The 25,274-nt window shown below is 69.2% G+C and carries 25 protein-coding genes; 15 read left to right on the top strand and 10 right to left on the bottom strand.

Annotated elements, in window-relative coordinates; genetic code table 11:
* The first annotated feature begins 68 nt into the window (after positions 1 to 68).
* Genes VXM69_RS04765 through VXM69_RS04755 form a run of 3 tightly spaced genes read left to right on the top strand, consistent with a single transcriptional unit; the run spans position 69 to position 3,548 of the window.
* A complete protein-coding gene (locus tag VXM69_RS04765) occupies positions 69 to 971 on the top strand; it encodes an SDR family oxidoreductase (protein WP_034188266.1) in 903 nt (300 codons plus the stop codon).
* The gene (locus VXM69_RS04760) at positions 968 to 2,542 is read left to right on the top strand and encodes a flavin-containing monooxygenase (protein ID WP_367189084.1); all 1,575 of its coding nucleotides are present in this window, start codon (positions 968 to 970) and stop codon (positions 2,540 to 2,542) included. The genes VXM69_RS04765 and VXM69_RS04760 overlap by 4 nt, the downstream gene beginning before the upstream one ends.
* A 7-nt stretch (positions 2,543 to 2,549) precedes the next feature.
* Positions 2,550 to 3,548, top strand: coding sequence for an alpha/beta fold hydrolase (locus VXM69_RS04755; protein WP_367189083.1), 999 nt, complete (start codon positions 2,550 to 2,552; stop codon positions 3,546 to 3,548).
* Positions 3,549 to 3,598: 50 nt separating this feature from the next.
* Here the strand turns inward: VXM69_RS04755 and VXM69_RS04750 are convergent, their stop codons facing one another.
* Entirely contained in the window at positions 3,599 to 3,997 is a 399-nt protein-coding gene (locus VXM69_RS04750) for a carboxymuconolactone decarboxylase family protein (RefSeq protein ID WP_034188269.1), read from the bottom strand.
* Between the two features lie 360 nt (positions 3,998 to 4,357).
* Here VXM69_RS04750 and VXM69_RS04745 point away from each other — a divergent pair, with 360 nt between their 5' ends.
* The 4 genes from VXM69_RS04745 (at position 4,358) to VXM69_RS04730 (ending at position 9,783) form a co-directional block, all read left to right on the top strand.
* Entirely contained in the window at positions 4,358 to 6,610 is a 2,253-nt protein-coding gene (locus VXM69_RS04745; RefSeq protein WP_367189082.1) for a collagen-like triple helix repeat-containing protein, read from the top strand.
* A 134-nt stretch (positions 6,611 to 6,744) separates the two neighbouring features.
* On the top strand, positions 6,745 to 8,028 hold the full coding sequence (locus VXM69_RS04740) for an isoprenylcysteine carboxylmethyltransferase family protein (RefSeq protein WP_367189081.1): 1,284 nt from the start codon (positions 6,745 to 6,747) through the stop codon (positions 8,026 to 8,028).
* 457 nt (positions 8,029 to 8,485) lie between these two features.
* Positions 8,486 to 9,154 (top strand): histone acetyltransferase, encoded by a 669-nt coding sequence (locus tag VXM69_RS04735; RefSeq protein WP_367189080.1) that lies wholly within the window; start codon positions 8,486 to 8,488, stop codon positions 9,152 to 9,154.
* Positions 9,155 to 9,210: 56 nt separating this feature from the next.
* Positions 9,211 to 9,783 (top strand): NADPH-dependent FMN reductase, encoded by a 573-nt coding sequence (locus tag VXM69_RS04730; RefSeq protein ID WP_034188274.1) that lies wholly within the window; start codon positions 9,211 to 9,213, stop codon positions 9,781 to 9,783.
* 81 nt (positions 9,784 to 9,864) lie between these two features.
* On the opposite strand, the gene VXM69_RS04725 is transcribed toward VXM69_RS04730, so the two are convergent.
* On the bottom strand, positions 9,865 to 10,170 hold the full coding sequence (locus VXM69_RS04725; RefSeq protein ID WP_049032932.1) for a DUF4148 domain-containing protein: 306 nt from the start codon (positions 10,168 to 10,170) through the stop codon (positions 9,865 to 9,867).
* Between the two features lie 241 nt (positions 10,171 to 10,411).
* Here VXM69_RS04725 and VXM69_RS04720 point away from each other — a divergent pair, with 241 nt between their 5' ends.
* Positions 10,412 to 10,915: a DM13 domain-containing protein gene (locus VXM69_RS04720; protein WP_367189079.1), complete on the top strand. Its 504-nt coding sequence runs from the start codon at positions 10,412 to 10,414 to the stop codon at positions 10,913 to 10,915.
* A gap of 33 nt (positions 10,916 to 10,948) precedes the next feature.
* Here the strand turns inward: VXM69_RS04720 and VXM69_RS04715 are convergent, their stop codons facing one another.
* The 5 genes from VXM69_RS04715 to VXM69_RS04695 all read right to left on the bottom strand — a co-directional run bounded on the left by VXM69_RS04715 (position 10,949) and on the right by VXM69_RS04695 (position 16,760).
* On the bottom strand, positions 10,949 to 11,557 hold the full coding sequence (locus VXM69_RS04715; protein ID WP_367189078.1) for a DUF2894 domain-containing protein: 609 nt from the start codon (positions 11,555 to 11,557) through the stop codon (positions 10,949 to 10,951).
* Complete coding sequence (locus tag VXM69_RS04710; protein WP_049032929.1) at positions 11,554 to 12,198, bottom strand: OmpA family protein; 645 nt, start codon at positions 12,196 to 12,198, stop codon at positions 11,554 to 11,556. The genes VXM69_RS04715 and VXM69_RS04710 overlap by 4 nt, the downstream gene beginning before the upstream one ends.
* A 3-nt stretch (positions 12,199 to 12,201) precedes the next feature.
* Positions 12,202 to 15,009, bottom strand: coding sequence for a DUF802 domain-containing protein (locus VXM69_RS04705; RefSeq protein WP_367189077.1), 2,808 nt, complete (start codon positions 15,007 to 15,009; stop codon positions 12,202 to 12,204).
* Between the two features lie 10 nt (positions 15,010 to 15,019).
* A complete protein-coding gene (locus VXM69_RS04700; protein ID WP_367189076.1) occupies positions 15,020 to 15,817 on the bottom strand; it encodes a DUF3348 domain-containing protein in 798 nt (265 codons plus the stop codon).
* A 304-nt stretch (positions 15,818 to 16,121) separates the two neighbouring features.
* On the bottom strand, positions 16,122 to 16,760 hold the full coding sequence (locus tag VXM69_RS04695; protein WP_367189075.1) for a LysE family translocator: 639 nt from the start codon (positions 16,758 to 16,760) through the stop codon (positions 16,122 to 16,124).
* Between the two features lie 270 nt (positions 16,761 to 17,030).
* Here VXM69_RS04695 and VXM69_RS04690 point away from each other — a divergent pair, with 270 nt between their 5' ends.
* Both VXM69_RS04690 and VXM69_RS04685 read left to right on the top strand, forming a co-directional pair.
* Positions 17,031 to 17,609: a hypothetical protein gene (locus VXM69_RS04690; protein ID WP_049030904.1), complete on the top strand. Its 579-nt coding sequence runs from the start codon at positions 17,031 to 17,033 to the stop codon at positions 17,607 to 17,609.
* Positions 17,610 to 17,725: 116 nt separating this feature from the next.
* Positions 17,726 to 19,105, top strand: coding sequence for an FAD-containing oxidoreductase (locus tag VXM69_RS04685; RefSeq protein WP_367189074.1), 1,380 nt, complete (start codon positions 17,726 to 17,728; stop codon positions 19,103 to 19,105).
* Positions 19,106 to 19,125: 20 nt separating this feature from the next.
* Here the strand turns inward: VXM69_RS04685 and VXM69_RS04680 are convergent, their stop codons facing one another.
* Positions 19,126 to 20,019, bottom strand: coding sequence for an SDR family oxidoreductase (locus VXM69_RS04680; protein WP_367189073.1), 894 nt, complete (start codon positions 20,017 to 20,019; stop codon positions 19,126 to 19,128).
* 95 nt (positions 20,020 to 20,114) lie between these two features.
* Here VXM69_RS04680 and VXM69_RS04675 point away from each other — a divergent pair, with 95 nt between their 5' ends.
* A complete protein-coding gene (locus VXM69_RS04675; protein ID WP_367189072.1) occupies positions 20,115 to 20,972 on the top strand; it encodes a helix-turn-helix transcriptional regulator in 858 nt (285 codons plus the stop codon).
* 172 nt (positions 20,973 to 21,144) lie between these two features.
* Here VXM69_RS04675 and VXM69_RS04670 read toward each other — a convergent pair whose 3' ends face one another.
* Complete coding sequence (locus tag VXM69_RS04670; RefSeq protein ID WP_367189071.1) at positions 21,145 to 22,035, bottom strand: LysR substrate-binding domain-containing protein; 891 nt, start codon at positions 22,033 to 22,035, stop codon at positions 21,145 to 21,147.
* A 166-nt stretch (positions 22,036 to 22,201) separates the two neighbouring features.
* On the opposite strand from VXM69_RS04670, the gene VXM69_RS04665 reads away from it, so the two are divergent.
* Genes VXM69_RS04665 through VXM69_RS04655 form a run of 3 tightly spaced genes read left to right on the top strand, consistent with a single transcriptional unit; the run spans position 22,202 to position 23,916 of the window.
* A complete protein-coding gene (locus tag VXM69_RS04665) occupies positions 22,202 to 22,738 on the top strand; it encodes a sugar ABC transporter (protein WP_124670879.1) in 537 nt (178 codons plus the stop codon).
* Complete coding sequence (locus tag VXM69_RS04660) at positions 22,726 to 23,052, top strand: hypothetical protein (protein ID WP_034188285.1); 327 nt, start codon at positions 22,726 to 22,728, stop codon at positions 23,050 to 23,052. The genes VXM69_RS04665 and VXM69_RS04660 overlap by 13 nt, the downstream gene beginning before the upstream one ends.
* An 18-nt stretch (positions 23,053 to 23,070) precedes the next feature.
* A complete protein-coding gene (locus VXM69_RS04655; protein WP_059559580.1) occupies positions 23,071 to 23,916 on the top strand; it encodes an MBL fold metallo-hydrolase in 846 nt (281 codons plus the stop codon).
* A gap of 106 nt (positions 23,917 to 24,022) precedes the next feature.
* Here the strand turns inward: VXM69_RS04655 and VXM69_RS04650 are convergent, their stop codons facing one another.
* Positions 24,023 to 24,406 carry a hypothetical protein gene (locus tag VXM69_RS04650; RefSeq protein ID WP_034188287.1) on the bottom strand — a complete coding sequence of 128 codons (384 nt, stop codon included), beginning with the start codon at positions 24,404 to 24,406 and terminating at the stop codon, positions 24,023 to 24,025.
* A 315-nt stretch (positions 24,407 to 24,721) separates the two neighbouring features.
* On the opposite strand from VXM69_RS04650, the gene VXM69_RS04645 reads away from it, so the two are divergent.
* A complete protein-coding gene (locus VXM69_RS04645) occupies positions 24,722 to 25,243 on the top strand; it encodes a GNAT family N-acetyltransferase (RefSeq protein WP_034188588.1) in 522 nt (173 codons plus the stop codon).
* Positions 25,244 to 25,274 lie beyond the last annotated feature (31 nt).

Genomic DNA, 25,274 nt, shown 5'->3' with positions numbered 1-25,274 from the left:
GTGGTGACGACCAACACCACAATAGACGCGCCGCCGACGCAGCGCAAGCGGAACGGGAGGAACGACGGATGAAGGGGTTTTCCGGGAAGGTTGCCGCGATCACGGGCGCCGGTTCGGGCATGGGCCGCAGCCTCGCGGTCGAGCTCGCGCGGCGCGGCTGCGAGGTCGCGCTCGCCGACGTCAACGAAACCGGGCTTGCCGGCACGGCGGCCGCCTGCGCGCGGCACGGCGTGCGCGTGAGCACGCGGCGGCTCGACGTCGCCGACCGCGACGCGGTGTTCGCATGGGCCGATTGCGTGCGCGCCGAGCACGGCAAGGTCAACCTGGTCTTCAACAACGCGGGCGTATCGCTGGCCGCCAGCGCCGAGACCGCGCGACTCGCCGATCTCGAATGGATCGTCGGCATCAACTTCTGGGGCGTCGTGCACGGCACGCAGGCGTTCCTGCCGCACCTGCGCGCGTCGGGCGACGGGCACGTCGTCAACACGTCGAGCCTGTTCGGGCTCGTCGCGATGCCGACGCAAAGCGCGTACAACGCCACCAAGTTCGCGGTACGCGGCTTCACCGAGGCGCTGCGGATGGAGCTCGAACTCGACGGCGCGCCGGTGAGCGCGACCTGCGTGCATCCGGGCGGCGTCGCGACCGGCATCGTCGACGCGGGCCGCGTCGATACCAGCATCCACGCACTGACGGGCCAGGACGAAGCGACCCATCGCCGCCAGGCGAACCGGCTGATCAACGCAACGACGGCCGACGATGCCGCGCGGCAGATCCTCGCGGGCGTCGAACGCAATGCGCGCCGCGTGCTCGTCGGCGCCGACGCGCGCCGGCTCGACCGGATCGCGCGCCTGCTCGGTGCCGGTTACCAGTGGCTGATGCTGCGCCATGTGCGTCGCGCCCGCGCACGCAACCTCGAACGCGCCCACGCTCCGGCCGCGCTCCCGACCACGCCGACCAAGGACCCCGCATGACCTCGACGACGACCGACCGGCGCGACGCGCCGTCCGCCCCCAGCGCCCGCCGCGACGGCAACGACCTCGACGTGCTGATCGTCGGCGCCGGCCTGTCCGGCATCGGCGCCGCGTATCACCTGAAGCAGCGCTGCCCGTACGCGAGCGTGGCCATCGTCGAAGCGCGCGACGCGATCGGCGGCACCTGGGACCTGTTCCGCTATCCGGGCGTCCGTTCGGATTCCGACATGTTCACGCTCGGCTACAGCTTCCGCCCGTGGCACAGCGACAAGGCGATCTCGGACGGCCAGACGATCCTCGACTACATCCGCGACACCGCGCGGGCCCACGGCATCGACAAGACGATCCGCTACGGCCAGAAGGTCGTCGCGGCCGACTGGGATTCGAACCGCGCGCGCTGGACGGTACGCATCGAGCGCACGCAGGACGGCGCGACCGACACGCTCGTGTATACCTGCCGCTTCCTGTTCATGTGCAGCGGCTACTACGACTACGACGCCGGCTACCTGCCCGACTGGGCCGGCATGGACACGTTCGAGGGCGAGCTCGTGCATCCGCAGCACTGGCCGAAGGACCTGTCGTACGCGAACCGGCGCGTGGTCGTGATCGGCAGCGGCGCGACGGCCGTCACGCTCGTGCCGTCGATGGCGGCCGATGCGCAGCACGTGACGATGCTGCAGCGCTCGCCGACCTACATCGTGTCGCTGCCCGCCCGCGACAAGATCGCGAACGCACTGCGCCGCGTGCTGCCGTCGCGGCTCGCCCACCGGCTCGTGCGCGTGAAGAACGTGCTGCTGACGATTTACCTGTACAACGTATCGCGCCGCAAGCCCGAGCAGACGAAGAAGTTCATCATCCGCGCGGCCGGCAAGCAGCTCGGCCCCGACTTCGACGTCGCGAAGCACCTGACGCCGCGCTACATGCCGTGGGACCAGCGCGTGTGCCTCGTGCCGAACGGCGACCTGTTCAAGGCGATCCGCGCGGGCCGCGCGTCGATCGTCACCGACGAGATCGAACGCTTCACGCCGACCGGCCTCAAGCTCAAGAGCGGCCAGCAGCTCGACGCGGACGTGATCGTCACGGCCACCGGGCTGAAGGTGAAGATGCTCGGCGGCGCGCGCGTCACGGTCGACGGCCGCGCGGTCGACCTGCCGGAAACCGTGTCGTACAAGGGGATGATGTACAGCGACGTGCCGAACCTCGCGTCGTCGTTCGGCTACACGAACGCGTCGTGGACGCTGAAGGCCGAGCTGATCGCGCGCTACGTGTGCCGGCTGCTCAACCACATGCGCGCGAACGACTACGACACGTGCGTGCCGCGGCTCGGCGCCGGCGAACTCGGCGACGTGCCGGCCGTCAACCTGAGCTCGGGCTACATCCAGCGCGCGGCCGGCATCCTGCCAAAGCAGGGCCATCACAAGCCGTGGAAATTCCACCAGAACTACGTGCGCGATCTCGCATCGCTGAAGTTCAGCGCGCTCGCCGATTCGGCGATGCATTTCGAACGCCGCGCGAAAGCCGGCACGGCTGCCACGGCGCCGGTTGCCGAACCCGCACTCGAACCCCGTTGAGGCCGACATGACCCCAGTGCTCCATCTGATCCAGAACGTGCTGCTCGGCGTCGTCGCGGTACTCGCCGCGCTCGCGCTGTTCACCGCTTACGTGGCCCGCCGCGTGACGCGCGCGTTTCCCCCCGAAGGCCGCTTCGTCGACATCGGCGGCGACCGCATCCATTACGTCGAATACGGCAACGGGCCGCCGATCGTGTTCGTCCACGGGCTCGCGGGGCAGTTGCGCAACTTCGCGTACCTGCCGCTTGCGCGGCTCGCGCAGCGGCATCGCGTGATCCTCCTCGACCGGCCGGGCGCCGGCCGGTCGTTGCGCGGCGCAGGCTCGCAGGCGAACGTGTTCGCCCAGGCCCGCACGGTCGCCGCGTTCATCGACGCGCTGGGGCTCGACAAGCCCGTGCTGGTCGGCCATTCGCTCGGCGGCGCGATCGCGCTCGCGGTCGGCCTCAACCACGCGGACCGCGTGAGCCGGCTCGCGCTGATCGCGCCGCTGTCGCACGAGCAGACCGAGCCGCCGGGGCCGTTCAAGCCGCTGATGCTGCCGTCGCCGCTCGTGCGCCGCTTCGTGTCGTGGACTTTCGCGATCCCGCTGACGATCCTGACCGGCCGCAAGGCCGTGCGCCAGGTGTTTGCGCCGGAAGCGGTGCCGCGCGACTTTCCGGTCAAGGGCGGCGGCCTGCTCGGGATGCGCCCGCACGTGTTCTACGCGACGGCGACGGACCTGCTGTCGGCGCCGGTCGACCTGCCCGCGATGGAGCGACGCTACGCGGATCTCGCGCTGCCGGTCGACGTGCTGTACGGCCGCGCCGATCCGATCCTGAACTGGCGCGAGCATGGCGAAGCGCTCGCGAAGAAATCGGCGCGCGTCCGGCTGACGGTCGTCGACGGCGGACACATGCTGCCGGTCACGATTCCCGATGCAACGGCCGACTGGCTGCTCGACGTGGCCGCCGCGCCCGCCGAGGTGCCGGCCGAGGTGCCGGCGCAAGCGGCACGGCGCATCGCGTAACGACGAAGCCCGGCCTGATGCCGTGCCGCGCGGCGGACGCTGGCGCGGAATCAGGCCTCGTCGTCGGGGATCGGCAACCCGAGATCCGATATCACCTCGCGCGCGGTCCGGAACGCCTCGACCGCGGCCGGTGCGCCCGCGTACAGCGCGCTGTGCAGCAACACCTCGCGGATTTCGACAAGGCTCGCGCCGTTGTTGAGCGCGCCGCGAATATGCCCCTTCAGTTCCGTGCTGCGGCCGAGCGCCGCCAGCATCGCGCACGTGCACAGGCTGCGCGTCTTCAGGTCGATCCCGCCCCGCTGCCACGTGCTGCCCCACGCGTGCTCGTTCAGCCAGTTCTGCAACGGGCGCGAAAACCCGTCGAGATCGCGCATCGCGCGCTCGACGAACGCCTCGCCCATCACGTCGATCCGCCGCGCCTTGCCATCTTCCCTGTCCTGTTCGCTCATGTCGGTGTCCTGGTTGGAGTCGCGGCCGCTTCGGCGTCGCCGGCGGCCGCGGGGTGTCGTGTCATGTTCGGGGGCCGGACGCGTTTCGTCAAAGACAGGGCCCTCGGTCGGGCGCCGCCCGCGTGACGCGGTGCCGAACGCTACGTAACATCCCGCCGCGCGTTACGTCTGCTTACGGGAACATCACGACGGACACGGCGGCCCCCCTTGCGTGGCCGATGCGCGAAAACGCCGTTACTCCGTTTAAATCGCGCAGATATTCCCGATTCCTGCAACAAAGCGCGGCACCGTTTCGCGAAAGCTGTCGTGGCTCGGAATTTGCAGAGGAGGCTTGGACACACTTCCAATGTCGAGGCCAACATGCACACACTCTTCAAGAAGACGACGGTAACGATGGCCGTCTCCTCGCTGCTCGCGCTGTACGGCTGCGGTTCGGTCGACGGACCGACGACCCCGCCGACGATCAAGCCCAGCACGTCGGGGACGAGCGGCAGTTCGGGGACGTCGGGGACGTCGGGCGGCGGTAGTTCCGGGACTTCCGGTAGTTCCGGCACGTCGGGTAGCTCGGGGACTTCCGGTACGTCGTCGGGGACGTCGGGTACCTCGGGCACCTCCGGCACGTCAGGCACCTCCGGTACGTCAGGCACTTCCGGCACCTCGGGTACTTCCGGCACCTCGGGCACTTCCGGCACCTCGGGCACTTCCGGCACCTCGGGCACCTCCGGTACGTCGGGCACTTCCGGCACCTCGGGTACTTCCGGTACCTCGGGCACCTCCGGTACGTCGGGTACTTCCGGCACCTCGGGTACTTCCGGCACCTCGGGTACTTCCGGTACCTCGGGCACCTCCGGTACCTCGGGTACTTCCGGCACCTCGGGTACTTCCGGTACCTCGGGCACCTCCGGTACCTCGGGTACTTCCGGTACCTCGGGCACCTCCGGCACCTCGGGTACTTCCGGCACCTCGGGCACTTCCGGCACCTCGGGCACTTCCGGCACGTCGGGTACTTCCGGCACGTCGGGTACTTCCGGCACCTCGGGTACTTCCGGCACCTCGGGCACTTCCGGCACCTCGGGTACTTCCGGCACCTCGGGCACCTCCGGCACGTCGGGTACTTCCGGCACCTCGGGCACCTCCGGCACGTCGGGTACTTCCGGTACCTCGGGCACCTCGGGCACCTCGGGCACCTCCGGCACCTCCGGCACCTCGGGCACGTCGGGTACTTCCGGTACCTCGGGTACTTCCGGCACGTCAGGTACTTCCGGCACCTCCGGCTCCGGCGTCACCCCGCTGGGCAATGTCCTGCAGAAATCCGGCAACCTCGTGACGGCGCTCGGCACGACGGTCGCGACCGGCGGCAGTCAGATCGGCGGCGTGCAGATCCCCGGCACGAACCCGACGACGGCCACCAGTGTCGGCAACGCGGTCACGAGCCTCGGCAACGGCGTGCAGGCGCTCGGCAACGGCGTCGCGGCCGGCCTCGGCTCGATCGGCGTGTCGGCGAATCCGCTCGGGCCGACGCTGACGTCGACCACCGGCCTGCTGACCGGCGCCGGCGGCGCGGTCAACAACCTCGGCAACGCGGTGAAGAGCCTCGGCTCGGGCCCGCTGTCGCCGCTGTCGCCCGTGACGACGCTCGTCGGCGATCTCGTCAACACCGTCGGCGGTGCCGTCAACTCGACCGCATCGGGCCTCAACACGGCGCTGAACAGCTCGCCGGTCCAGCAGCTCGAGACCCAGCTCGGCAAGGTGATCAACCCGATCACGAACACGCTGACCGGCGGCGTCACGACGCCGGGCGCCACGCAGACGCTCGGCGGCGTGACGCTGCTCGGCACGCCGCTCAACGGCCTGCTGAGCACGCTCGGCAACGGCCTCGCGCTCGCGGGCTCGAAGGTCGGCGGCGCGACCGACAACCCGGTCGGTGCGGCACTCGGCGGCGTCGTCACGCAGCTCGGCAACACGGTGACGTCGACCGGCGGCCTCGTCCACGACAACAACGCGGGCAGCTCCAGCAGCGGCTCGGGCGGCAGCAACCCGCTCGCCCCGATCACGGGCCTGCTCGGCACGTTGACGGGCGGGCTCGGCGGCAGCTCGAGCGGTTCGGGCGGCACCAGCGGCACGAGCAGCGGCGGCCCGCTTGGCCCCGTCACCGGCCTGCTCGGCTCGCTGACCGGCGCCCTCGGCGGGATCGGTTCGGGCGGCACGAGCGGGACCGGCGGCACCAGCGGCACCGGTGGCGCGGGCCTCGGCGGCCTGCTGGCGCCGGTCACGAACCTCGTCAATTCGCTGACCCCGCTCGGCGCGAGCCTCACGGGCACGGTCACGACGCCGGGCGGCAACGTGACGGGCACCCTCGGCGGCCTGCTGTCGAGCGGCCCGGTCGGCACGCTGACGGGTGCGCTGACGACGCCGGCCGGTTCGGCAGGCGCCACCGGCACGGTCAGCCCCGGCGGCGCGGCCGGCACGGTGACGACGCCGGCCGGCAGCGGCTCCGTGGTCGGCGGCCTGACCGGCAGCTCGAACGGGGGTGCCGCGGGCGGTGCCGGCAACCTGCTGTCGCCGGTGACCAACCTGCTCGGCGGTCTGCTGGGCGGCGGCACCAAGAAGTAAGAAGCAAGCGTCGACGTTTCACCCATCAGAACCACAGGCCAATGGCCGGGCGCGCATCGATACCAAGCCCGGCCGACGGCCGGCGTCACCCGCCAAGCGGGGGCGCCGGCCCTCATCCCCACGAGGATCCGATCATGAATTCCACGCTCGACGGCATCGTCGCCGCCCAAGACCGCCCACCGCGCTCCGCCACGCCCTTCCGCGCCGGCCTGCTCGGCATCACGGCGGGACTCTTCGCGCTGTGGATCACGCGCGACCATCCGACGCTCGACGCGGCCACGCGCGGGGTCATCGCCAGCCTCGCGATCATCGGCACGATCGCGCTGCACGAACTCTTCATCTCGCGCGTCTACCTGCGCCCGAGCGCGGGGCTGTCGCGGCAGGCCGTGCGGCCCCTGAGCATCGCGCGCGTCGCGACGCGGCTCGGCGCGCTGACGTCGATCTACGCGGGCATCGGCGTGATCTACTGGCTGCTGCCCGAATACCACGGCGCGTTCTACCTGCCGTTCTGGTCGCTGCTGCGCTCGCTCGCGCCGTACGTGATCGTCGCCGCACCGTTCTACTTCGCGTGGATGGACCGTCACCAGCGCGAGACCGACGACGCGTACCTGCTGTGGGGCCGCTTCCTGTTCCGCCGCGAGCAGCCCGTGAGCTGGAAGCCGGTGCGCGAGATGCTCGCAGGCTGGGGCGTGAAGGCATTCTTCCTGCCGCTGATGACCGTCTACCTGTCGAAGGACGCCGATCACCTGAGCGCGTCGCTCGCGAACGCGATGCACGCGCCGATGACGATCGCGACCTTTGTGTTCATGTACGACCTGTCGTTCACGATGGACCTGATGTTCGGCACGGTCGGCTACCTGTGCACGTTCCGCATCCTCGACAGCCACGTGCGCACCGTCGAGCCGACGACGCTCGGCTGGGTGGCCGCGCTGATCTGCTACCAGCCGTTCTGGTCGCTGATCTCGAACAACTACATCCGCTACGAAGGCTCGGTGTTCTGGGACAACTGGCTGCTGTCGGCGCCGACGCTGCGCGTGATCTGGGGCACGGTGATCATCCTGCTGCTGCTGACCTACGCGCTGTGCACGATTTCGTTCGGGCTGCGTTTCTCGAATCTCACCAACCGCGGGATCATCACGTCGGGCCCGTACCGCTTCACCAAGCATCCGGCGTACATCACGAAGAACCTGTCGTACTGGATGGTGTCGGTGCCGTTCGTCGAACCGCTCGGCTGGCAGGTCGGGCTCATGCACTGCGCCGGGCTCGTCGCGGTCAACCTGATCTACTACACGCGCGCGAAGACGGAAGAGCGCCACCTGATGCGCGACCCCGACTATCGCGCGTATGCCGAATGGATCGCGCAGCATGGGTTGTTCGCGCGGGTACGGCAGGCGTTCGGGGGGCGGCAGGTGGCGTGATGCATCGATCGGCTACCGGGCGGCGACGCCCGGCAGCCTGCGGCCCATTGTCGCGAAACAACGCCTTTCTCCGCTTTTCATCGCCTTTTTCCGCCCGTCCGATTGCCCGCCTCCGGCACCTCGCGTATGGTGCTGGCCGTCCGCGCACGATCCGTCGCCCGGACACCCGACCGTCGTCCCGCACGACGGCCGTGCGGGCCGTGCCCGCCGCTCACCGTCTCCGCGATGCCGCCCGCCGGCGCCGCGCATTCATGAGGAAAGAGGCGTGATCCACAAAGTCCTGATCCTGTTCGCACTCTGCATCGCGGGCCTCGCCGCGATCGCCGCCGGTTTCCAGCACATCCCCAGCTGATTCGCGGCCCCGGCTCGCTCCGCCGAGCCCGGGGGCCGCACCCGCTCCTGTTCCCTTTTGCGATGAACCCCTTTCTCGAACCGCCCGGGACGGGCGACCTTTGCCATGCGTATCGACGTACAGCATTCCCAGCACGACATCGACGACGAACTCGACACACTCCATGAGCGCCTCCACCAGCCGGGCCATCGCCTGCACGGCCTGCCGGCCGTTGCGCTCGGCCGCTCGGGCCTGATCGTCCGCCACCGCGAAGCGGACGGCGAATACTTCCTGTATGTCGAGGATCCGGCCGCGCGCCAGCTCGCCGGCTACACGGTATTCAACCGTCTTCCGGAAATCCCCCGCCGCGCCGATCGCTACCTGCGCGCGCCGCATACACGGCTGCGCGGCTCGGCGCAACGCAAAGGCCTCGCGACGACGCTGTACCGCTGGGGGCTCGATGCAGGCCTGTGCCTGATCAGCGGCGCGCGCCAGTCGGTCGGCGCCGCGCGGCTGTGGACGGCGCTCGCGCAGGATTACCGTCACGGCTTCGTCGATGTCGAGGGCCGCGCGCTGCGCTATCTCGGCGAAGCCGTCGCCGACGAGGTGCACGGCGCACTGCATACACGCCGGCTGCTGCTCGGCAACGGATGGACGATGACGGAATTCGCCCGGGCGGCCGGGATGAGCGACGCGGAACCGGATCGGCATGATCCCGCGGCGGTTTTCAATGCGGCGCCGCGAGCCGCGCGCATTGGCAACGCACGCCACGCCACCCGCACGCCGATGCGATAATCGGTCCGGCCCGCTCAACGCGGCCGCACACCGCGCGCCAACCGACACGCCCCTCGATGACCACCGATCCCCGAACCGACACCGACCGTCCTATCGACATCGTCGCGCTGTGCGGCAGCCTCCGCGCGCAGTCGTACAACGCCGCGCTGCTCGATGCGGCCGCACTCGTCGCGCCGCGCGGCATGCGCATCGCGCGCTTCGATCGGCTCGGCGAATTCCCGTTGTTCAATCCCGATGCCGAATCTCCGTCGCCGGCCGCCGTGCGCGACCTGATCGATCGCCTGAACGCCGCCGACGGCGTGCTGATCGCAAGCCCGGAATATGCGCACGGCATCACCGGCGTGATGAAGAACGCGCTGGACTGGGTCGTGGGATGCGAGGCGGTCGTGTACAAACCGGTCGCGGTGTTGAATGCGTCGCCGCGCGCGACGCATGCGGACGCGGCGCTGCGCGAAACGCTGTCGGTGATGTCCGCACGCATCGTCGAGCGCGCGTCGATCGCGCTGCCGATCCTCGGCAGCCAGCTCGACGCGGCGGGCATCGCCGCGCATCCGCCGTTCGCGGCGGCACTGGCCGAAGCGCTGCACGCACTCGGCACCGCGATTTCGGAAGGCGAGTCAACGCACTGACGCCGCGCATGCGGTGAAATTCACCGTAGTCCGAAACAATTGGACGTTGCGCCCGTCGACGGACGCAACGTCCGGCCCGGATCATCGTCCCCGATAGATCGGCCGGTCGGCGGTGATCGAGCCCGATTCACTCGTTGCCGTTTCCGCCATCCCGTATCCGCTGGTATCGGCCGTCGACGCACCGGTCGAGCCGATCTTCGTCAACGCTTCAGCCAGCCGTGCCGGGTAATGCGGATCTTCGCCGGTCTGGCGGTATCCGGCCGCGTGCAGTGCGGCCAGTTCGGCGGTAACCCCGGCACGCGTCACGGTGGATTCCGGCGCGGCCCATACGGAAACGGAAGCGGCTGCGGCAACCGTCGCAAGAACATACAGAGCAAGCTTGTTCATTTGAACTCTCCTTGGCATCGACGATGTTGTCGACGGAGAGTGAGTCGCTCCACGCGGGCAAAGATGACACACGCCGACGGAAAAAAGTGGTTCGCCGTGTCGCGACGCGGCCGTCACGCGGCTTGCCCGACCGAATCGGCGTGTTCAACGGAAAACCGGCCCGCTGTCAGATTTCACCGGCTCGCGCGACTACAGGGACGTGGCCGTGCGCCACCCTCTGTTCACGCTCAAAGGGTCCGATATGAAAACCGGAATCGGAATACTGATCGCGTCGCATCTCGCGACGGGCCTCGCGGCATTCGCCGCGGGCATCTACGTGCTGCCGATCCTGACGGCATCGGAAGGCGCGAGCGCCGTCGAACTGCAAGTGGCCGCGGAAAACGCACGCCATACCGGCCGCTTCGAACGTGGCCTGCCGGGCAGCGATGCGCTGCACTGGGCGGACGGCAAGCTGACGGTCACCGATACGTCGATCGCGTTCGAAGGCGACATCGCACCGGGGCCCGACTACAAGATCTATCTCGTGCCGGAATTCGTCGATACCAAGGCATCGTTCCTCGCGATCAAGGCGCGTGCCGCGCGCGTGGGCGACCTGAGGACATTCGGCAATTTCGTCGTGCCGCTGCCCGACGACGTGAATCCGGCGCAATACACGTCCGTCGTGATCTGGTGCGAACGCTTTTCGAAATTCATCAGCGCAGCGCGGTATCAACACGCGGCGGCCTCGGGCCGGCTGTCGATGTAACCGCCCCCCGCCGCGGCGGTGCGCGCCAGTGCGCTAGCGGCTCTTGCTCCGCGTGGCCTTCTTCACCGCCTTCGCGCGCGGCGCTTCCTTCTCGGGTTGCGCGCCGCCGCCGGCGAGATCCTCGAGCCACGCGAGCGCATCGACGTACGACAGGAACTGCTGCAGGTATTCCGGCGACAATTCGCGCATCGTTGCCAGCGACCGGTGCACGAGACTGTTCGAATTGAGCGGCCCCGCGTTGCGCGGCACCTGGTCGAGCGACTCGCGGTATTGCTGCTCCGTGCGGACTTTCGACCACATCGTGCGGAAGTAGTCGACCAGTTCGGGATCAAGCCCGCGCCGGTCGGCCTGCGCATCGCGCGCGAGCCGGTCGACGAGCGCCGCGAGCGCGCCACGCCGGGGCGCAACCGGTGCCGCGTCATCCGTGGCGCGCGTTTCCTCCGCCCGCGCGACGACTGCCGAATAGTCTTCGATCAACGCCGCCAGCCGCGCGTCGAGCAATGCACGCGCGTTTCCGCCGAGCGCGGCCGCACGCCGTTCGAGCGCGTCGATCCGGTGAAAGCGGACGGGATCGAGCCGGTCGGCGTCCTGCTCGCGCCATGCGTCGAGCGTCGCGCGGACGTGCGTCGCGTCGTCCGTCACTTCGCCTTCCCTCCGTTCGATGCCGATTTGCGCGGGACCGGCGCGATCTCCACACGGCGGTTCTTCGCGCGGCCTTCATCGTCCGCATTCGAGCTGACCGGCTGCTCCGAGCCGAATGCGGCGGCAAACACCGACGATGCCGGCACGCCGGCGTCGATCAGCGCACGCGTGACCGTCAACGCGCGCTTGGCCGACAGTTCCCAGTTGTCCGCGAACAGGCGGTTGCCGGCGTGCACCTGCTGATCGTCCGCGAAGCCGCTGATCATCAGGATCTCGTCGCGCGTCTTCAGGTACGCGGCCAGCGGTGCGGCCAGCGACTTCAGCAGGTCGCGGCCCGCCGGCTGCAACTGGTCGGAATTCAGCGCGAACAGCACGCTGCCGCTGATGCCGATGCGCCCGTTCACAAGCGTCACGCGGCCGGCCGCGAGCGGCCCGGCGAGCGCCTGTTCGAGCGACTTGCGCTGCTGCGCCTCGAGCTGGCGCGCCCGCACGGCTTCCTCGAGCTTCGACGTCAACTGAAGCTGCATGCCGATCACGCCGACGAGGATCAGCACGAACGCGCCGAGCAGCACCGACATCAGATCGGCGAACGCGGGCCAAACCGGCGCCGATTGCGCGCCGCCGTCGATTTCGTCGTGCATGCGTTACGCTCCGACGGGCGCGCGCCGGCCGGCGAGCTGCTGCAGGTCTTCGACGATCTGCTTCTGCGACATCATGCTCAGGTCGATTACCTCACGCGCCTGCGCGACGTAGTACTCGAGCTGCTCGTCGCTGCGCGCGAGCGACTTCTCGAGCGCGGCCTCGATGCGCTGCAGGTGGGTCAGCAGCTTGTCGTTCGATTCGCCGAACACCTGCACGGCCATCCCGAACGCATCGCCGAGGCTCGCCACCTCGACGGCGCCGGCCGTGACCTGCGCGGCCACCGAGTCGAGCTTGCGCGTTTCGGCATCGACGGCATCGTTGAAGCGTGCGCCGACGCGATCGAGCAGGTCGGCCGACGTGCTGACGAGCGCGTCGATCGCGGCGCGCTGTTCGGTCGATGCGTGGTTGACCGCGCCGAGCAGCGTTTCGAGCGTCGCGAGCAGGCGGCTGCGCTCCTCGAGCGTCGCGGTATCGCGCACCATGCTGTCGGACAGGCGCTGGCGCAGCTCGGCGACGACGTCGGCCGCGGCCTTCGGCGCCTCCGACGCGGCCTGCACGAGGCGCGCGATCTCGTTGATCGTGTCGCTCGCGTGCACCTGTGCCTGCGCGGTGATGTCGTTCGCGGTGCGGGCCAGCGTGTCGCAGATGTCCTGCTGGCGCGTCGCGGCTTGCGCGCTCGTCTGCGCCCATTCGTCGCGCAGTGCCGCCGCCATCGCGGCGAGCGAATCGTTCCAGGCGGACAGGCGGGCTTCGTCGCGTGCGGCGAGCTGCGATTGCAGACCGGCGTGCGACTCGCGGATCGTCGTCAGCAAATCGTTCGAGCGTTGTTCGAACGTCGACGCCTGTGCGGTGAGGTCACGCGTCGTTTGCGCGAGTGCATCGCAGATTTCCTGCTGGCGGCCGGCGCTGTGCACGCCCGCACGTTGCCATTCGTCGCCGAGCTTCGCGGCCATCGCGGCCAGCGAGTCGTTCCACGCCGACAGACGCTCTTCGTCGCGTGCGGCCAGTTGCGATTGAAGGCCCGTGTGCGACTCGCGGATCGTCGTCAGCAAATCGTTCGAGCGTTGTTCGAACGTCGACGCCTGTGCGGTGAGGTCACGCGTCGTTTGCGCGAGTGCATCGCAGATTTCCTGCTGGCGGCCGGCGCTGTGCACACCCGCACGCTGCCATTCGTCGCCAAGCTTCGCGGCCATCGCGGCCAGCGAGTCGTTCCACGCCGACAGACGCTCTTCGTCGCGCGCAGCCAGTTGCGATTGAAGGCCCGTGTGCGACTCGCGGATCGTCGTCAGCAAGTCGTTCGAGCGTTGTTCGAACGTCGAGGCCTGTGCGGTGAGCTCGCGCGTCGTTTGCGCGAGCGCGTCGCAGATTTCCTGCTGGCGGCCGGCGCTGTGCACACCCGCACGCTGCCATTCGTCGCCGAGCTTCGCGGCCATCGCGGCCAGCGAATCGTTCCACGCCGACAGACGTTCTTCGTCGCGTGCGGCCAGTTGCGATTGCAGCCCGGCGTGCGACTCGCGCATCGCGGCGAGCGCCGCGCCCGAATGGCGCTCGAACGTCGCGGCGGCTTCGCCCAGCGCACGCGCATGCTGGCCGGCCAGCGTCTCGCCGACCTGCTCCTGGCGCGCCAGCGCATCGCGCCACGCATCCGACAGACGGCTTTCGGTGGATTCGAGGCGCGTCGCGACGCTGTCGAGCAGGTCCGACGTGCGCTGCGCGAAGGTATCGGTGAACTGGCCGAGCGTCGTCTGCAACTGACGCGCGACGGCGTCGCCCGCCTGACGTTGTTCGTCGATCGCGCGGTTCCAGACGGCCGTCACGTTGCCGGTGGTCTTCTCGAAGCCGTCCGTCAATCCGTCAAGCTGACGCTGCACGGCGCCCGTCACGGTGTCGCGCAACGCGGCCATCTCCTGCGCGAGCCCCGTCATCGTCGCGGCGACGACCGGCTGCAACGCGGCGCCGGCCACGCGTGCGCTTTCGGCGGCGCTTTCCTTCAGCGCGTCGCCGACGTTCGATGCAAGGCCCGCATACGCGCGCTCGGTCCGGTCGAAAAATGCCTGCTGGTTTTCGAGCTGGCGATCGTGCAGCGCGACGCTGCGCGCTTCGAGCGTCGTCATCATCGTCTGCAGACGGTCGACCAGCGCCGGCATCACGTCGGCCTGGCGCTGCAGCAACCGGAACGATTCGTCGCGCTGATGCGCGGACGAATGCACGCGCAGCGTCGTCGCGATCTTCGCGTCGAGCTGCTGGGCCGCGTCGATCCGCTCACGGCGCAATAGCGCGGACAGCAAGCCGAGCATCGCGGAGGTCGCGACGCCGGCGATCGACGTGCCGAATGCGAACCCGAGGCCCTTCACCGGCGCGATCAGCGATGCGCGGATCGCGTCGAGATCGGTCGCGCTTTCGAGCGCGGCGCCCGTGCCCTTCAGCGTGACGACCATGCCGAGCAACGTGCCGAGCATGCCGAGCAGCACGAGCAGGCCGACGAGGTACGGCGTGAGCGCCGGGCCCGGCAGCGCGACGCGCGCGCCTTCGACACGCGCACGCACCGCGCCGCGCAGGCCCGGGTGCAGCGTGTCGAGCCACGTGTCGAGCTTCGCGGGCGGCTCGGCCAGGCCGGCCACCGCGCGCGACAGCGTGGCGGTCGCCTGGCGGTAGCGCAGCAGTTCCCAGGCGCCGGCGACGTAGCACGCGCCGATCAGCAGCGTGACGGCCGACGCCAGCGGGTTCGACGCGACATAGCCGGCACCGATCCAGCCCACAGCGAGCAGACCGGCGACGAAGACAACGAGATCAAGGCGAATTCTGGACATAGCGTGTTGATTAGCAGGTGCGAAGGGCCGCGAGCAGCCCGTCTACCGTTTGAAAACGGACTTCGAGTTCGGCAAGCAGGATGCTTTGCATCTCGTCGCGAAACGTATCGAGCCATGTGCCGGGCACGATCGCCGCGACGGCCGTGGTGCCGGCCGCCGCGCCGTCATCGGCCGATCCGGCCGGGTCGGCAGCAGCAGCAGCAGCAGCAGCAGCAGCAGCAGCAGATTCGGCGTCGGCCAGCGCCTGCCGTTCCGCGTCGCGCAACCGCGCGAAACGCGCGCCGAGTAGCGCGGGCACCGCGGACAGCAGGCTGCGCTCGCGCGCGCCGAGCACGCGCTCCATGATCGTGTCGAGCGTCGCGAGCCGCGCCATCCCGGACGAGCGCGCGGCGAGCGCGACCCGCAGGCGGCCGCGCAACTGGCCGATCGCGGTCTCCATATCCTGTTGCAGCGTCAGGTAACGCTGGCGGAAGTCCGCGAAATCGGCCGTATCGGCGGCCGGCGGCGGCAGGTCGCCGGGCCGGCGCCGCGCACGCGGCCGGTGGGTGGCCGTGATCGCCTGCGCGAGGTCGTGGCGCACGCGCGCGCAGTCGCGTTCCGCATCGTAGCCGCGCACGCCGGCCGCGACGCCCGGCGGGCTCGCGTTCAGCGCGGACGACAGCGTGATCGCGTCGGTCCAGCCGAGCCATTGGCTCAGCCGGTCGGACAACGTCTGCCGGGATTCCGCGACGTCGGCATCGGCCAGGCGCGCGAGCAGCCGGACGAGCGTCGGACCGCTCAGCGCCGGGCGCGGAGGTGCTTGCACCATGCTGCAAACCGTCAAAAAAGGCAGCAGTTTACACGCCGCCGGGAGGTCGACCGTCAGAATCGGGGAGGCGGCGCCCGTCGGCGCGCCGCGCGGCACGCGCGAACGCCCGCCACGCAAGGCTCGGCGGGCGGCGGAGGGCTCCGGGAGGCAAGTCGGCGGCGGCCCGGCGCGCGGCCGCGTCACGAGAAAAGGCGGGCGTTTCCGGCGACCCGATGCGCATTCGCGCGCCGGCCCCGGCGGTTCGCTCCGGCGGCCCGGCCGACGCATGGCCGGCCGCCGTGCGATGCGGATCGCGAATGAAAGGTCAGATCCCTGCTTTCGGCGCGTTCAGGATCAGCCGCAGCCCGAGCAGCGTGATCGCGCCGGCCGCGATGCGGTCGATCCACTTCTTCGCGCGCAGGTAGAGCTCGCGCGGCCGGCGCGTCGAGAAGCACAGCGCGACGAGCGTGTACCAGCCGAATTCGACGACGAACACGAGCGGCGGCAGCGCGAGATAGCACCACAGCGGCGGATGCTGCGGGAGCAGCGCCGCGAAGATGCTGCCGTACCAGATTGCCGTCTTCGGGTTGCTGAGCTGGGTCGTCAAGCCCGTCAGGAACGACTTGCGCGCGCTGCCGCCGGCCAGCGCCTGCGGATCGTCCATCGCGATCGGCCGGTCGGCGCCGCGCCAGATCTTCGACGCCATGTAGATCAGGTACGCGCCGCCCGCGACCTTGAGGCCCACGTACAGCCATTCGACGGCCTGCAGCAGCGTGTAGAGCCCGGCCAGCGCGACGCCACCGAACACGATGCCGCCGATACCCATGCCGAGCGCGGTGGCCAGCCCGTCGCGACGCGACAGCCCGATCGAATTGCGGGCCACCAGCACGAAACTCGGGCCCGGAATCATCGCACCGAGAAACAACGCGGCCAGGATGGCGAGTACGGCAGCCGATGCAGTCATCGAAGTCTCCTTGTTCAACGACACCGTTTCGCCGGCGCCGGCGTGTCGTTTCCGACGGTCGAGCCGCCGATTCTGGCACGCTTCGCGCATGATCGAAAGCGGCTGCACGCTGCTATGCTGGCCCTCTTTACCGTCATCCCGCCTCGCCGCCATGATCGAGATCCGCGCTCCCCGTTGCGTTCAATTCGATGCCGGGCACCGAATTTCCCTAGCGCGCGCAGCAACCGCGCGACCGGTAACCCTTTCCGCCTTTTGATCCGACCTCCCGCCATGCGTGCTCTCCGCCTCGCTACCCTGATGCTCCCGCTGCTCGCGGGCCTGCCGGCCGCCGCCCGCGCCGCCGATGTGCCGAAGTCGATCGCCGCGCAACTGCCGCCCGGCTACCAGCCGCTGCTCGCGCAAGCCGGGCCGGATCTCGACCACGGGCGGCACAGCGTGCTCGTCGTCGTGCATCGCGCGGTCGATACGCGCGAACAGCCGTCGCCGCGCCCGCTGCTGATCTACGAGGAGCAGGCCGACCACACCTACCGGCTCGCCGCGCGCAACGACGTGGTCGTGCTGCGCGCGAACGACGGCGGCCAGTGCGACCCGTTCGATCCCGAAGACGCCGCCGACAACGGCCTGTCGGTGAAGGGCCGCTATTTCACCGTGCAGAACTTCGTCGCGTGCGGGCAGCACTGGACCGACTACATCACGTTCCGCTACGACCCCCGTACGCGCGGCTGGCTGTTCTCGAACCAGATCGTCACCGAATCGTTCCCGCTCGACGACCAGCCTGACCGCGTCACCGTCACGCGCGCCGACACGCACCGACCGGTGTCGTTCGGCCAGTGGAAGCGCAAGGACTGACACGGGCGCACGCCAACAGGACTACCATAGGCGCTCGCCGTCGCGCGACCGTGCGCCGGCATCGCACGCGGCTCGCCCGCACGCGTTCCCTCGTCGCACCCGCACAGGAGGACGTCATGACGCAACACTTCGACGCGATCGTCATCGGCACCGGCCAGGCCGGCCCGCCGCTCGCCGCGCGGCTGTCGGCCGCCGGCATGAAGGTCGCGATCATCGAGCGCGGCCGCTTCGGCGGCACCTGCGTGAACACCGGCTGCATCCCGACCAAGACGCTGATCGCGAGCGCGTACGCCGCGCAGCTCGCACGGCGCGCCGGCGAATACGGCGTGTCGGTGGGCGGCCCCGTCACCGTCGACATGAAAGCCGTGAAGGCGCGCAAGGACCAGATCTCCGGCCGCTCGAACCACGGCGTCAAGCAATGGGTGCGCGGTCTCGCGAACACCACGGTGTTTCAGGGTCACGCCCGCTTCGAGCGCGCCGACGCCGTGCGCGTGGGCGACGAACTGCTCGAGGCCGGGCGCATCTTCATCAACGTCGGCGGCCGCGCGCAGGTGCCCGCGATGCCGGGCCTCGACTCGGTGCCGTACCTGACCAATTCGACGATGATGGATGTCGACTTCCTGCCCGAGCATCTGGTGATCGTCGGCGGCAGCTACGTCGGGCTCGAATTCGGCCAGATGTATCGCCGCTTCGGATCGCAGGTCACGATCGTCGAGAAAGGACCGCGGCTGATTCGCCGCGAGGACGAAGACGTGTCGCAGGCCGTGCGCGAGATTCTCGAGAACGAAGGGATCGACGTGCAGCTCGACGCGAACTGCCTGAGCGCGCGACGCGATGGCGAGGGCATCGTGGTCGGCCTCGATTGTTCGGGCGGCGGCCGCGAAGTCGCGGGCTCGCACCTGCTGCTCGCGGTCGGGCGCGTGCCGAACACCGACGATCTCGGGCTCGACCGCGCGGGCGTCGGCACCGATACGCGCGGCTACATCGCCGTCGACGAGCAACTGCGCACGAACGTGCCGGGCATCTGGGCGCTCGGCGACTGCAACGGTCGCGGCGCGTTCACGCACACCGCGTACAACGACTACGAGATCGTCGCGGCGAACCTGCTCGACGACGATCCGCGCAAGGTGTCCGACCGCATCACGGCCTACGCGATGTACATCGACCCGCCGCTCGGCCGCGTCGGCATGACGCTCGCGGAAGCGAAACAGACGGGCCGCCGGCTGCTGGTCGGCACGCGCCCGATGACGCGCGTCGGCCGTGCAGTCGAGAAAGGCGAAAGCCAGGGCTTCATGAAGGTGATCGTCGACGCGGACAGCCATGCGATCCTCGGCGCCTCGATCCTCGGCGTGACCGGCGACGAAGTCGTGCACGGCATGCTCGACGTGATGGCCGCCGGTGCACCGTACACGACGATCAGCCGCGCGATGCATATCCATCCGACCGTGTCGGAACTCGTGCCGACGCTGCTGCAGGACCTGCATCCGGTCGAATGACGCGCGGCGCGCGGGGTTTATCAGCTTTCGAAATACCGCGGCCGGTCGATATCGGCCAGCAGCCCCGGCTGCGCGGGTACCCAGTCGAGCGATGCGCGCGTGCGCTCGCTGGTTGCCGGCGCATCCATTCCGGCAAACATCGCGAACCAGCCGAAGTGCTCGGCGGCCTCGGCCGGCGACTTCGCGACGACCGGCACGTTCAGCCGGCGGCCGATTACCTCGGCGATTGCCCGGAACGGCACGCCCGTATCGTCGACCGCGTGATAACGCGCGCCGGCCGCGCCGCGCTCGACCGCGAGCCGGTACACGCGCGCCGCGTCGAGCCGGTGCACGGCCGGCCAGCGGTTCGCGCCGTCGCCGATGAACGCCGACGCGCCCTTCTCCCGCGCAAACGCGATCAGGCGCGGCACGAACGCGTGATCGCCGTCGCCGTGCACGGACGGCGGCAGGCGCACGACCGACGCATGCACGCCGCGTGCGTCCGAAGCGACCGCGGTCGCTTCGGACGCACGCGGATAGGTCGGCGACACCGGCACGTGCGGATCGTCCTCGGTCGCCGCGCGGCCGGGCGCGACGAGCGCGAGCCCCGACGTGACGACCAGCGGCCGCGTCGAGCCCGCGAGCACCGCGCCGATCGTCTCGATCGCGCGGCGGTCGAGTTCGCAGTTCTGTGCGAAGCGCGAGAAGTCGTGATTGAATCCCGTGTGGATCACCGCGTCGGCGCGTTCGGCGCCGCGCGTCAGGCTGTCGAGATCCTCGAGCGACCCGCGATGCACGTCGGCGCCCGCGGCCGCCACCGCCGCGGCCGCCGCATCGGACCGCGCGAGGCCGAGCACCGAATGCCCGGCGGCAACCAGTTCGGCGACGACGGCCGAGCCGACGAACCCCGACGCTCCAGTAACAAAGACACGCATGTTCAGCACCTCCGGATGGAATGGAGGCTTACTATCTGTCGAAGGCCGCACGCGGTGAAGTCGTGACGGTTTACCGGTAAACGAACTAACAGGATATGGCTGACGCCCCCGACAACCTGCTCGGCGCGTACCTGCGGGACCGCCGCGAGAAACTCGACCCGGCCGCGCTCGGGCTGCCGGCCACGCGCCGCCGCACGCCGGGGCTGCGGCGCGAGGAAGTCGCGCAGCGCGCGCACGTGAGCGCCGCGTGGTACACGTGGCTCGAACAGGGGCGCGGCGGCGCGCCGTCGGCCGACGTGCTCGACCGGCTCGCCCGCGCGCTGATGCTGAACGAAGCCGAACGCGAGCACCTGTTCCTGATCGGCGTCGGCCATCCGCCCGAAGTGCGTTATCACGCGCCGGCCAGCGTGACGCCGCGCCTGCAGCACGTGCTCGATTCGCTCGACGCGAGCCCCGCGATCGTGCGCTCGGCGACGTGGGACGTCGTCGCGTGGAACGACGCCGCGGCCGCGACGCTGACCGACTACGCGACGCTGCCGCCCGCCGCGCGCAACATCCTGCGGCTGATCTTCGTCGACGCGGGCGTACGCCACGCCCAGCCGAACTGGGAGCGCGTCGCGCGGTTCGCGGTCGGCGCGTTTCGCGCGGACGTCGCGCGCGGCGGTGCGACGCAGGCCGTGCAGGCGTTCGTCGACGAGATGCGCGCGACGAGCGCCGAATTCGACGCGATGTGGCGCGACCACGATATCCATACGCACGACGAAAGCACGAAGGAGATCCGCCACCCGCAGGCCGGCCGGATCGCGCTCGAATATTCCGCGTTCTCGGTGACCGGCCGCCCCGACCTGAGCCTCGTGATCTTCACGCCCGTGACGCCGGCGGACCGCGCGCGCATCCGGGCACTCGTCGCGGCCCGCGAACGGGCGCGTGCGTTGCCGGTGTCCGCGGCATGACGGCAAGCGGCAAGCAGCCGCCTCCTCTTCAGTCCGCGTCGAATCACCGCGATCCGCACTGATTCCCGGACGAATATTTGATTTTCTCCTCCCGCGGATCGCACCGGATGCCGCTCGACGTGCGATCACGGAAACGGCGCGACATGCCCGAGCGCACGCGCGACGCGCGGCTTCAACGCGCGCCGCCGGCCTCTTCCAGCATCCATGCCGCGAACGCCCGTACCGGCCCTTCGCTCAATTCGAGCGGCTCCGGCAGCACGAGGCAGAAGGTCTTGGTCACCGCCTTCCCGTCCGGCCAGGGCGCGACCAGGCGGCCCTGCTCGAGCTCCGCCGCGATGTAAAGGCGCGGCACCAAGGCCACCCCCAGGCCGGCCAGCGCCGCCTCGATCAGCATCGAATGGAGATCGTACCGGGGGCCGATCGCCGAATTGGTCAGCGCGATGCCGGACGCTTCCGCATACGTCTGCCAGGCATCGGGATTCTGCCGCCGGTGAAGGCGCGGCAGCGCATCCAGCGACGGGCGCTTTCCCGCGCCCTTCAGGAGCGCCGGACTGCAGACCGGCACCAGCACTTCCTCCAGCAGAGGATGCAGGTGCATGCCGGCCCATGCCGGATGGTCGAAATGAATGGCGGCGTCGAAACCGCTGCCCGCGAGCAGGAACGGGTCCATCCGCTCGGCGATATGCACGGTGATGTTCGGGTGCCGCTCCTGAAACCGCTTCAGCCGGGGAATCAGCCAGCGCGTGGCGAAGGTCGGGATCGCGGCGACATCGATACTCGCGCCCTCGACGGGCTGCCCCATCAGATACAGGCTGTCCCGTTCCAGCCGGTCCAGGATCTCACGCACCTGCACCGCGTATCGCGTGCCGTTCGGCGCCAGCTTCACCCGGTTTCCCACGCGCTCGAACAACGTCACGCCCAGAAACGCCTCCAGCCGGCCGATCTGGCGGCTAATCGCGCCTTCGGTGCGGGCCAGTTCGTCGGCCGCGCGGGCGAAGCTCCCGTGCCGGGCCGCCGCCTCGAAAGCCAGGAGCGCGGAATTGCTGGGAATCTTGCGTCGCATGGGGATCTCGCCGATGGGATGGTTTCGATGCCAGCTTGATCAAACATCACTGAAGGCTGATTTTTTGTCGTTATTTACCGCGCAAACATCAGCTTAGCATTACGTCACCGCACTGAACAACGCGTGTTCACCGCACGATACCCCCTCCGTGACGAAGGACGATCCGATGATCTACACCGTGGAATGCAGCTTCGCCGACCGCGACAGCGAAGCCGAATGGAACGACTTTTACAGCCTCGAAAAGCTGCCGGCCCTCATCTCGGTAACGGGTTTTCATTCGTCGCAGCGCTTCAAGGCGATCGGCGACGGTTGCCCCGTCTACCTGGCCGTCCACACGATCGACGGTCTCGACGTGCTGACCGGGGACGAATATCGCCGGAAAGGCGGCGGCAATTTCGCGCGATGGCAGCAGCACATCACCGACTGGCACCGCAATCTGTACAGCGATATCGGTGTCGCACCCGCCGTTGCCGCCGACGAGCTGCTCGTGCTGGGCGAGCGCGGCCCCGAGCCGCTGATCCGCATGGGACTGGCGCCGCTGGCCATGCAGGCCGTCGCGCTGGAGCAGTGTCCGGCGCGCCGCTGGCTCGCCGTCGTGCCGCGGCGCGACGCCGCGCCGGCCGGGTACGCCGCGGCCGGCCTTCATCTTTACGCACCGATCACCGCGCAGCTGACCCACGCAGGCGAACCATGCCGAACGTGACGCTCCATATTCAGGCGGAACGCCTGCCGTCCGACGATGACCTCGCCGCGCTGTCCGGCGACTGCGTCGCGCTTTGCACGGATGTTCTCCACGCGAAACTCGAAAACGTTCACGTGATCTTCATCGCGGTTCGGCACGGATACGGGCATCCCGCATACGCGGAAATCCAGTATCGCGTCGACGCGTTTCGCCAACCCGCGATCATGAACCGGTTCATGGAAGCGCTCGATCACGCGATCGTTCGCCGTACCGGCCTGTCGGCGCGCATCCGCTGTTTCGGCCATGCCGCACCGAATATTCATGCACGAAACTAGCTTGCCTGGAGCAGCCTTGTGTCCACCGTTACCTTTCCCTTTCAGCAAGTCGGCGACTTCACGGTCACGGCGATCAGCGACGGCTACCTGACCGCCAGCCTCGATTTCCTGTCGAATATCGACACGGCCGAGGCATCCCGGATGCAGCGCGACGCCGGGCAGCAGGAACCGTCCGCCATTCACATCAACTGCTACGTGATACGCGGCGCGGGCCGCACGATCCTCGTCGACGCCGGGGCCGGCGGCATCCGGCAATGGGGCGGCCGCCTGATTCCCAACCTGTTGCTGGCCGGCATCGACCCGGCCGCGATCGACACGATCCTGCTCACGCACGCGCATCCCGACCATGTCGGCGGACTGATGAATGCCGCCGGCCACGTGACCTTCCCGCAGGCGGAGCTGGTTGTACATCGGCGCGAAGTCGGCTTCTGGCAGGACGACGCCAATCTGAGCCGTGCCAGCGAGCGGGCCCGCGGCAACTTCCTGATCGCGCGTCAGGTATTCGACGGCTATCGCGACAGGCTGCGTATGTTCGATGAAGGCGAAGTGCTGCCCGGCATCCGCGCGATGCCGCTACCGGGGCATACGGACGGGCACACGGGATACGTCGTCGAATCCGGCGATCGGGGCCTGCTCGTGTGGGGGGATATCGTGCATTTCCCGCACATCCAGATCAGGCGGCCCGATGTGTCGATCGCCTTCGATCAGGACGCGACCGAGGCCGCCACCACACGATCGCGGCTGCTGGACCGGGTCAGCGCGGAGGGGTTGCTGATCGCCGGCATGCATTTGGGAGAAGCGGGGTTCGCACGCGTCACGCGAACAAAAGGGGGATACGGCCTGCTTGACGAGACCGATGCGTGAGATCGCGAACGGAGACGGTCACATCCGGCGCGCGGATCCGCGGTCATGATGCCCGCCGCGATCCGCGCGTGGCGCGGTGCCGCGCCATTCGGCGCGCGGCCGGACACTAGGCCGCGCGTTGCAACAGATCCGCCGCGAACGACTGCGCATGCGCGACGGCTTCCTGCGGGTCGCCGAACACGCCGAGCTGATCCCAGTGCTCTTCGGCCGCGAATGTGCCCTTCACCGCGAGCGCGCGCTGGACGCTCAATTGCGCCGCATACGTACCGTCGTCCAGCGGCCGGGCCGTCGCGACGACCTTGTGCGGCGGGCTCGCCCGCTCAGGCTGAACCAGCTCGGCGTGGCCCACCACCGTGCCGATATCCATCAACTCGTTCCTGGCCTTGCAGTCCGGGCAGTAGAAACACCACCCCGCGTCCTCCTGACGGGCCTTGACCTGCCCGCGCGCCAGCACGGCACGACATTCAACGTTTTCGCAGATGAACGGCATCGCAGCGTCTCCGAAGTTGTTTGACGGAAATCCTAGCATGTCCGTCGGCGGTCAACCATCGGCATGTTTGCCGCGCCGCTCGGGCACGCGCCAGCGTCTTTCGCGTTGCCGCGCCGCGCGTCGGCGGCGTGTTGAACCGGCGCGCGTACTCGCGCCTGGACCGGGACGGTTTTCGTACCCGACACCGAATCCCGCCGCCGCATCGTCGGAGAATCGCTCGCCGAGCACGGCCGCATCGACGTCGTCGTCAACAACGCGGGCCCGACGCCGCTCGCGATACACTGTCCGCCCGACCACCGAAGCGAGAAACTTCCGATGTTGATCCGCGTTGCGACACTGGCCGATGCAGCCGCGCTTGCCGACCTGAAGCGCGAGACGTTTCGCGAAACCTTTCTGCAGGACGGTTTCGGCATCGACTATCCGCCGGACGACCTTGCCGCGTACGAGGCGCGCAGCTACTCGGTCGAAACGATCAGCGCGCAACTCGTCGACCCGCAATGCCGCACGTGGGTGGCCGAAAACGACGACGGCACGCTGGTCGGCTACGCACATGCGGGGCCGTGCAAACTCCCGCATCCGGAAGTCGCGGACGGTTCGGGCGAGATACATCAAATCTACCTTCGCCGCGGTATCCAGGGCACCGGCGCCGGACGCGCGCTGTTCGACGCCGCGCTGCACTATCTCGCCGAGACGCGGCCCGGCCCGATATGGCTGGGCGTGTGGTCCGGCAACGCGAAGGCCATCGCGTTCTACGAGAAGGCGGGTTTCCGGCAGGTCGGCACGTACCATTTCCAGGTCGGTGAATCGACCGACCTCGAATACATCTACCGCCGCTGACCAGCGCCCTCGCATGACAACCGCGCCCCGC

It is taken from the genome of Burkholderia sp. Ed8, assembly GCF_040761425.1.
Classification (GTDB): Bacteria; Pseudomonadota; Gammaproteobacteria; order Burkholderiales; family Burkholderiaceae; genus Burkholderia; species Burkholderia seminalis.
Note: the sequence above shows the minus strand (reverse complement) of the source record. Positions and strands in the feature narration are given on the sequence as shown.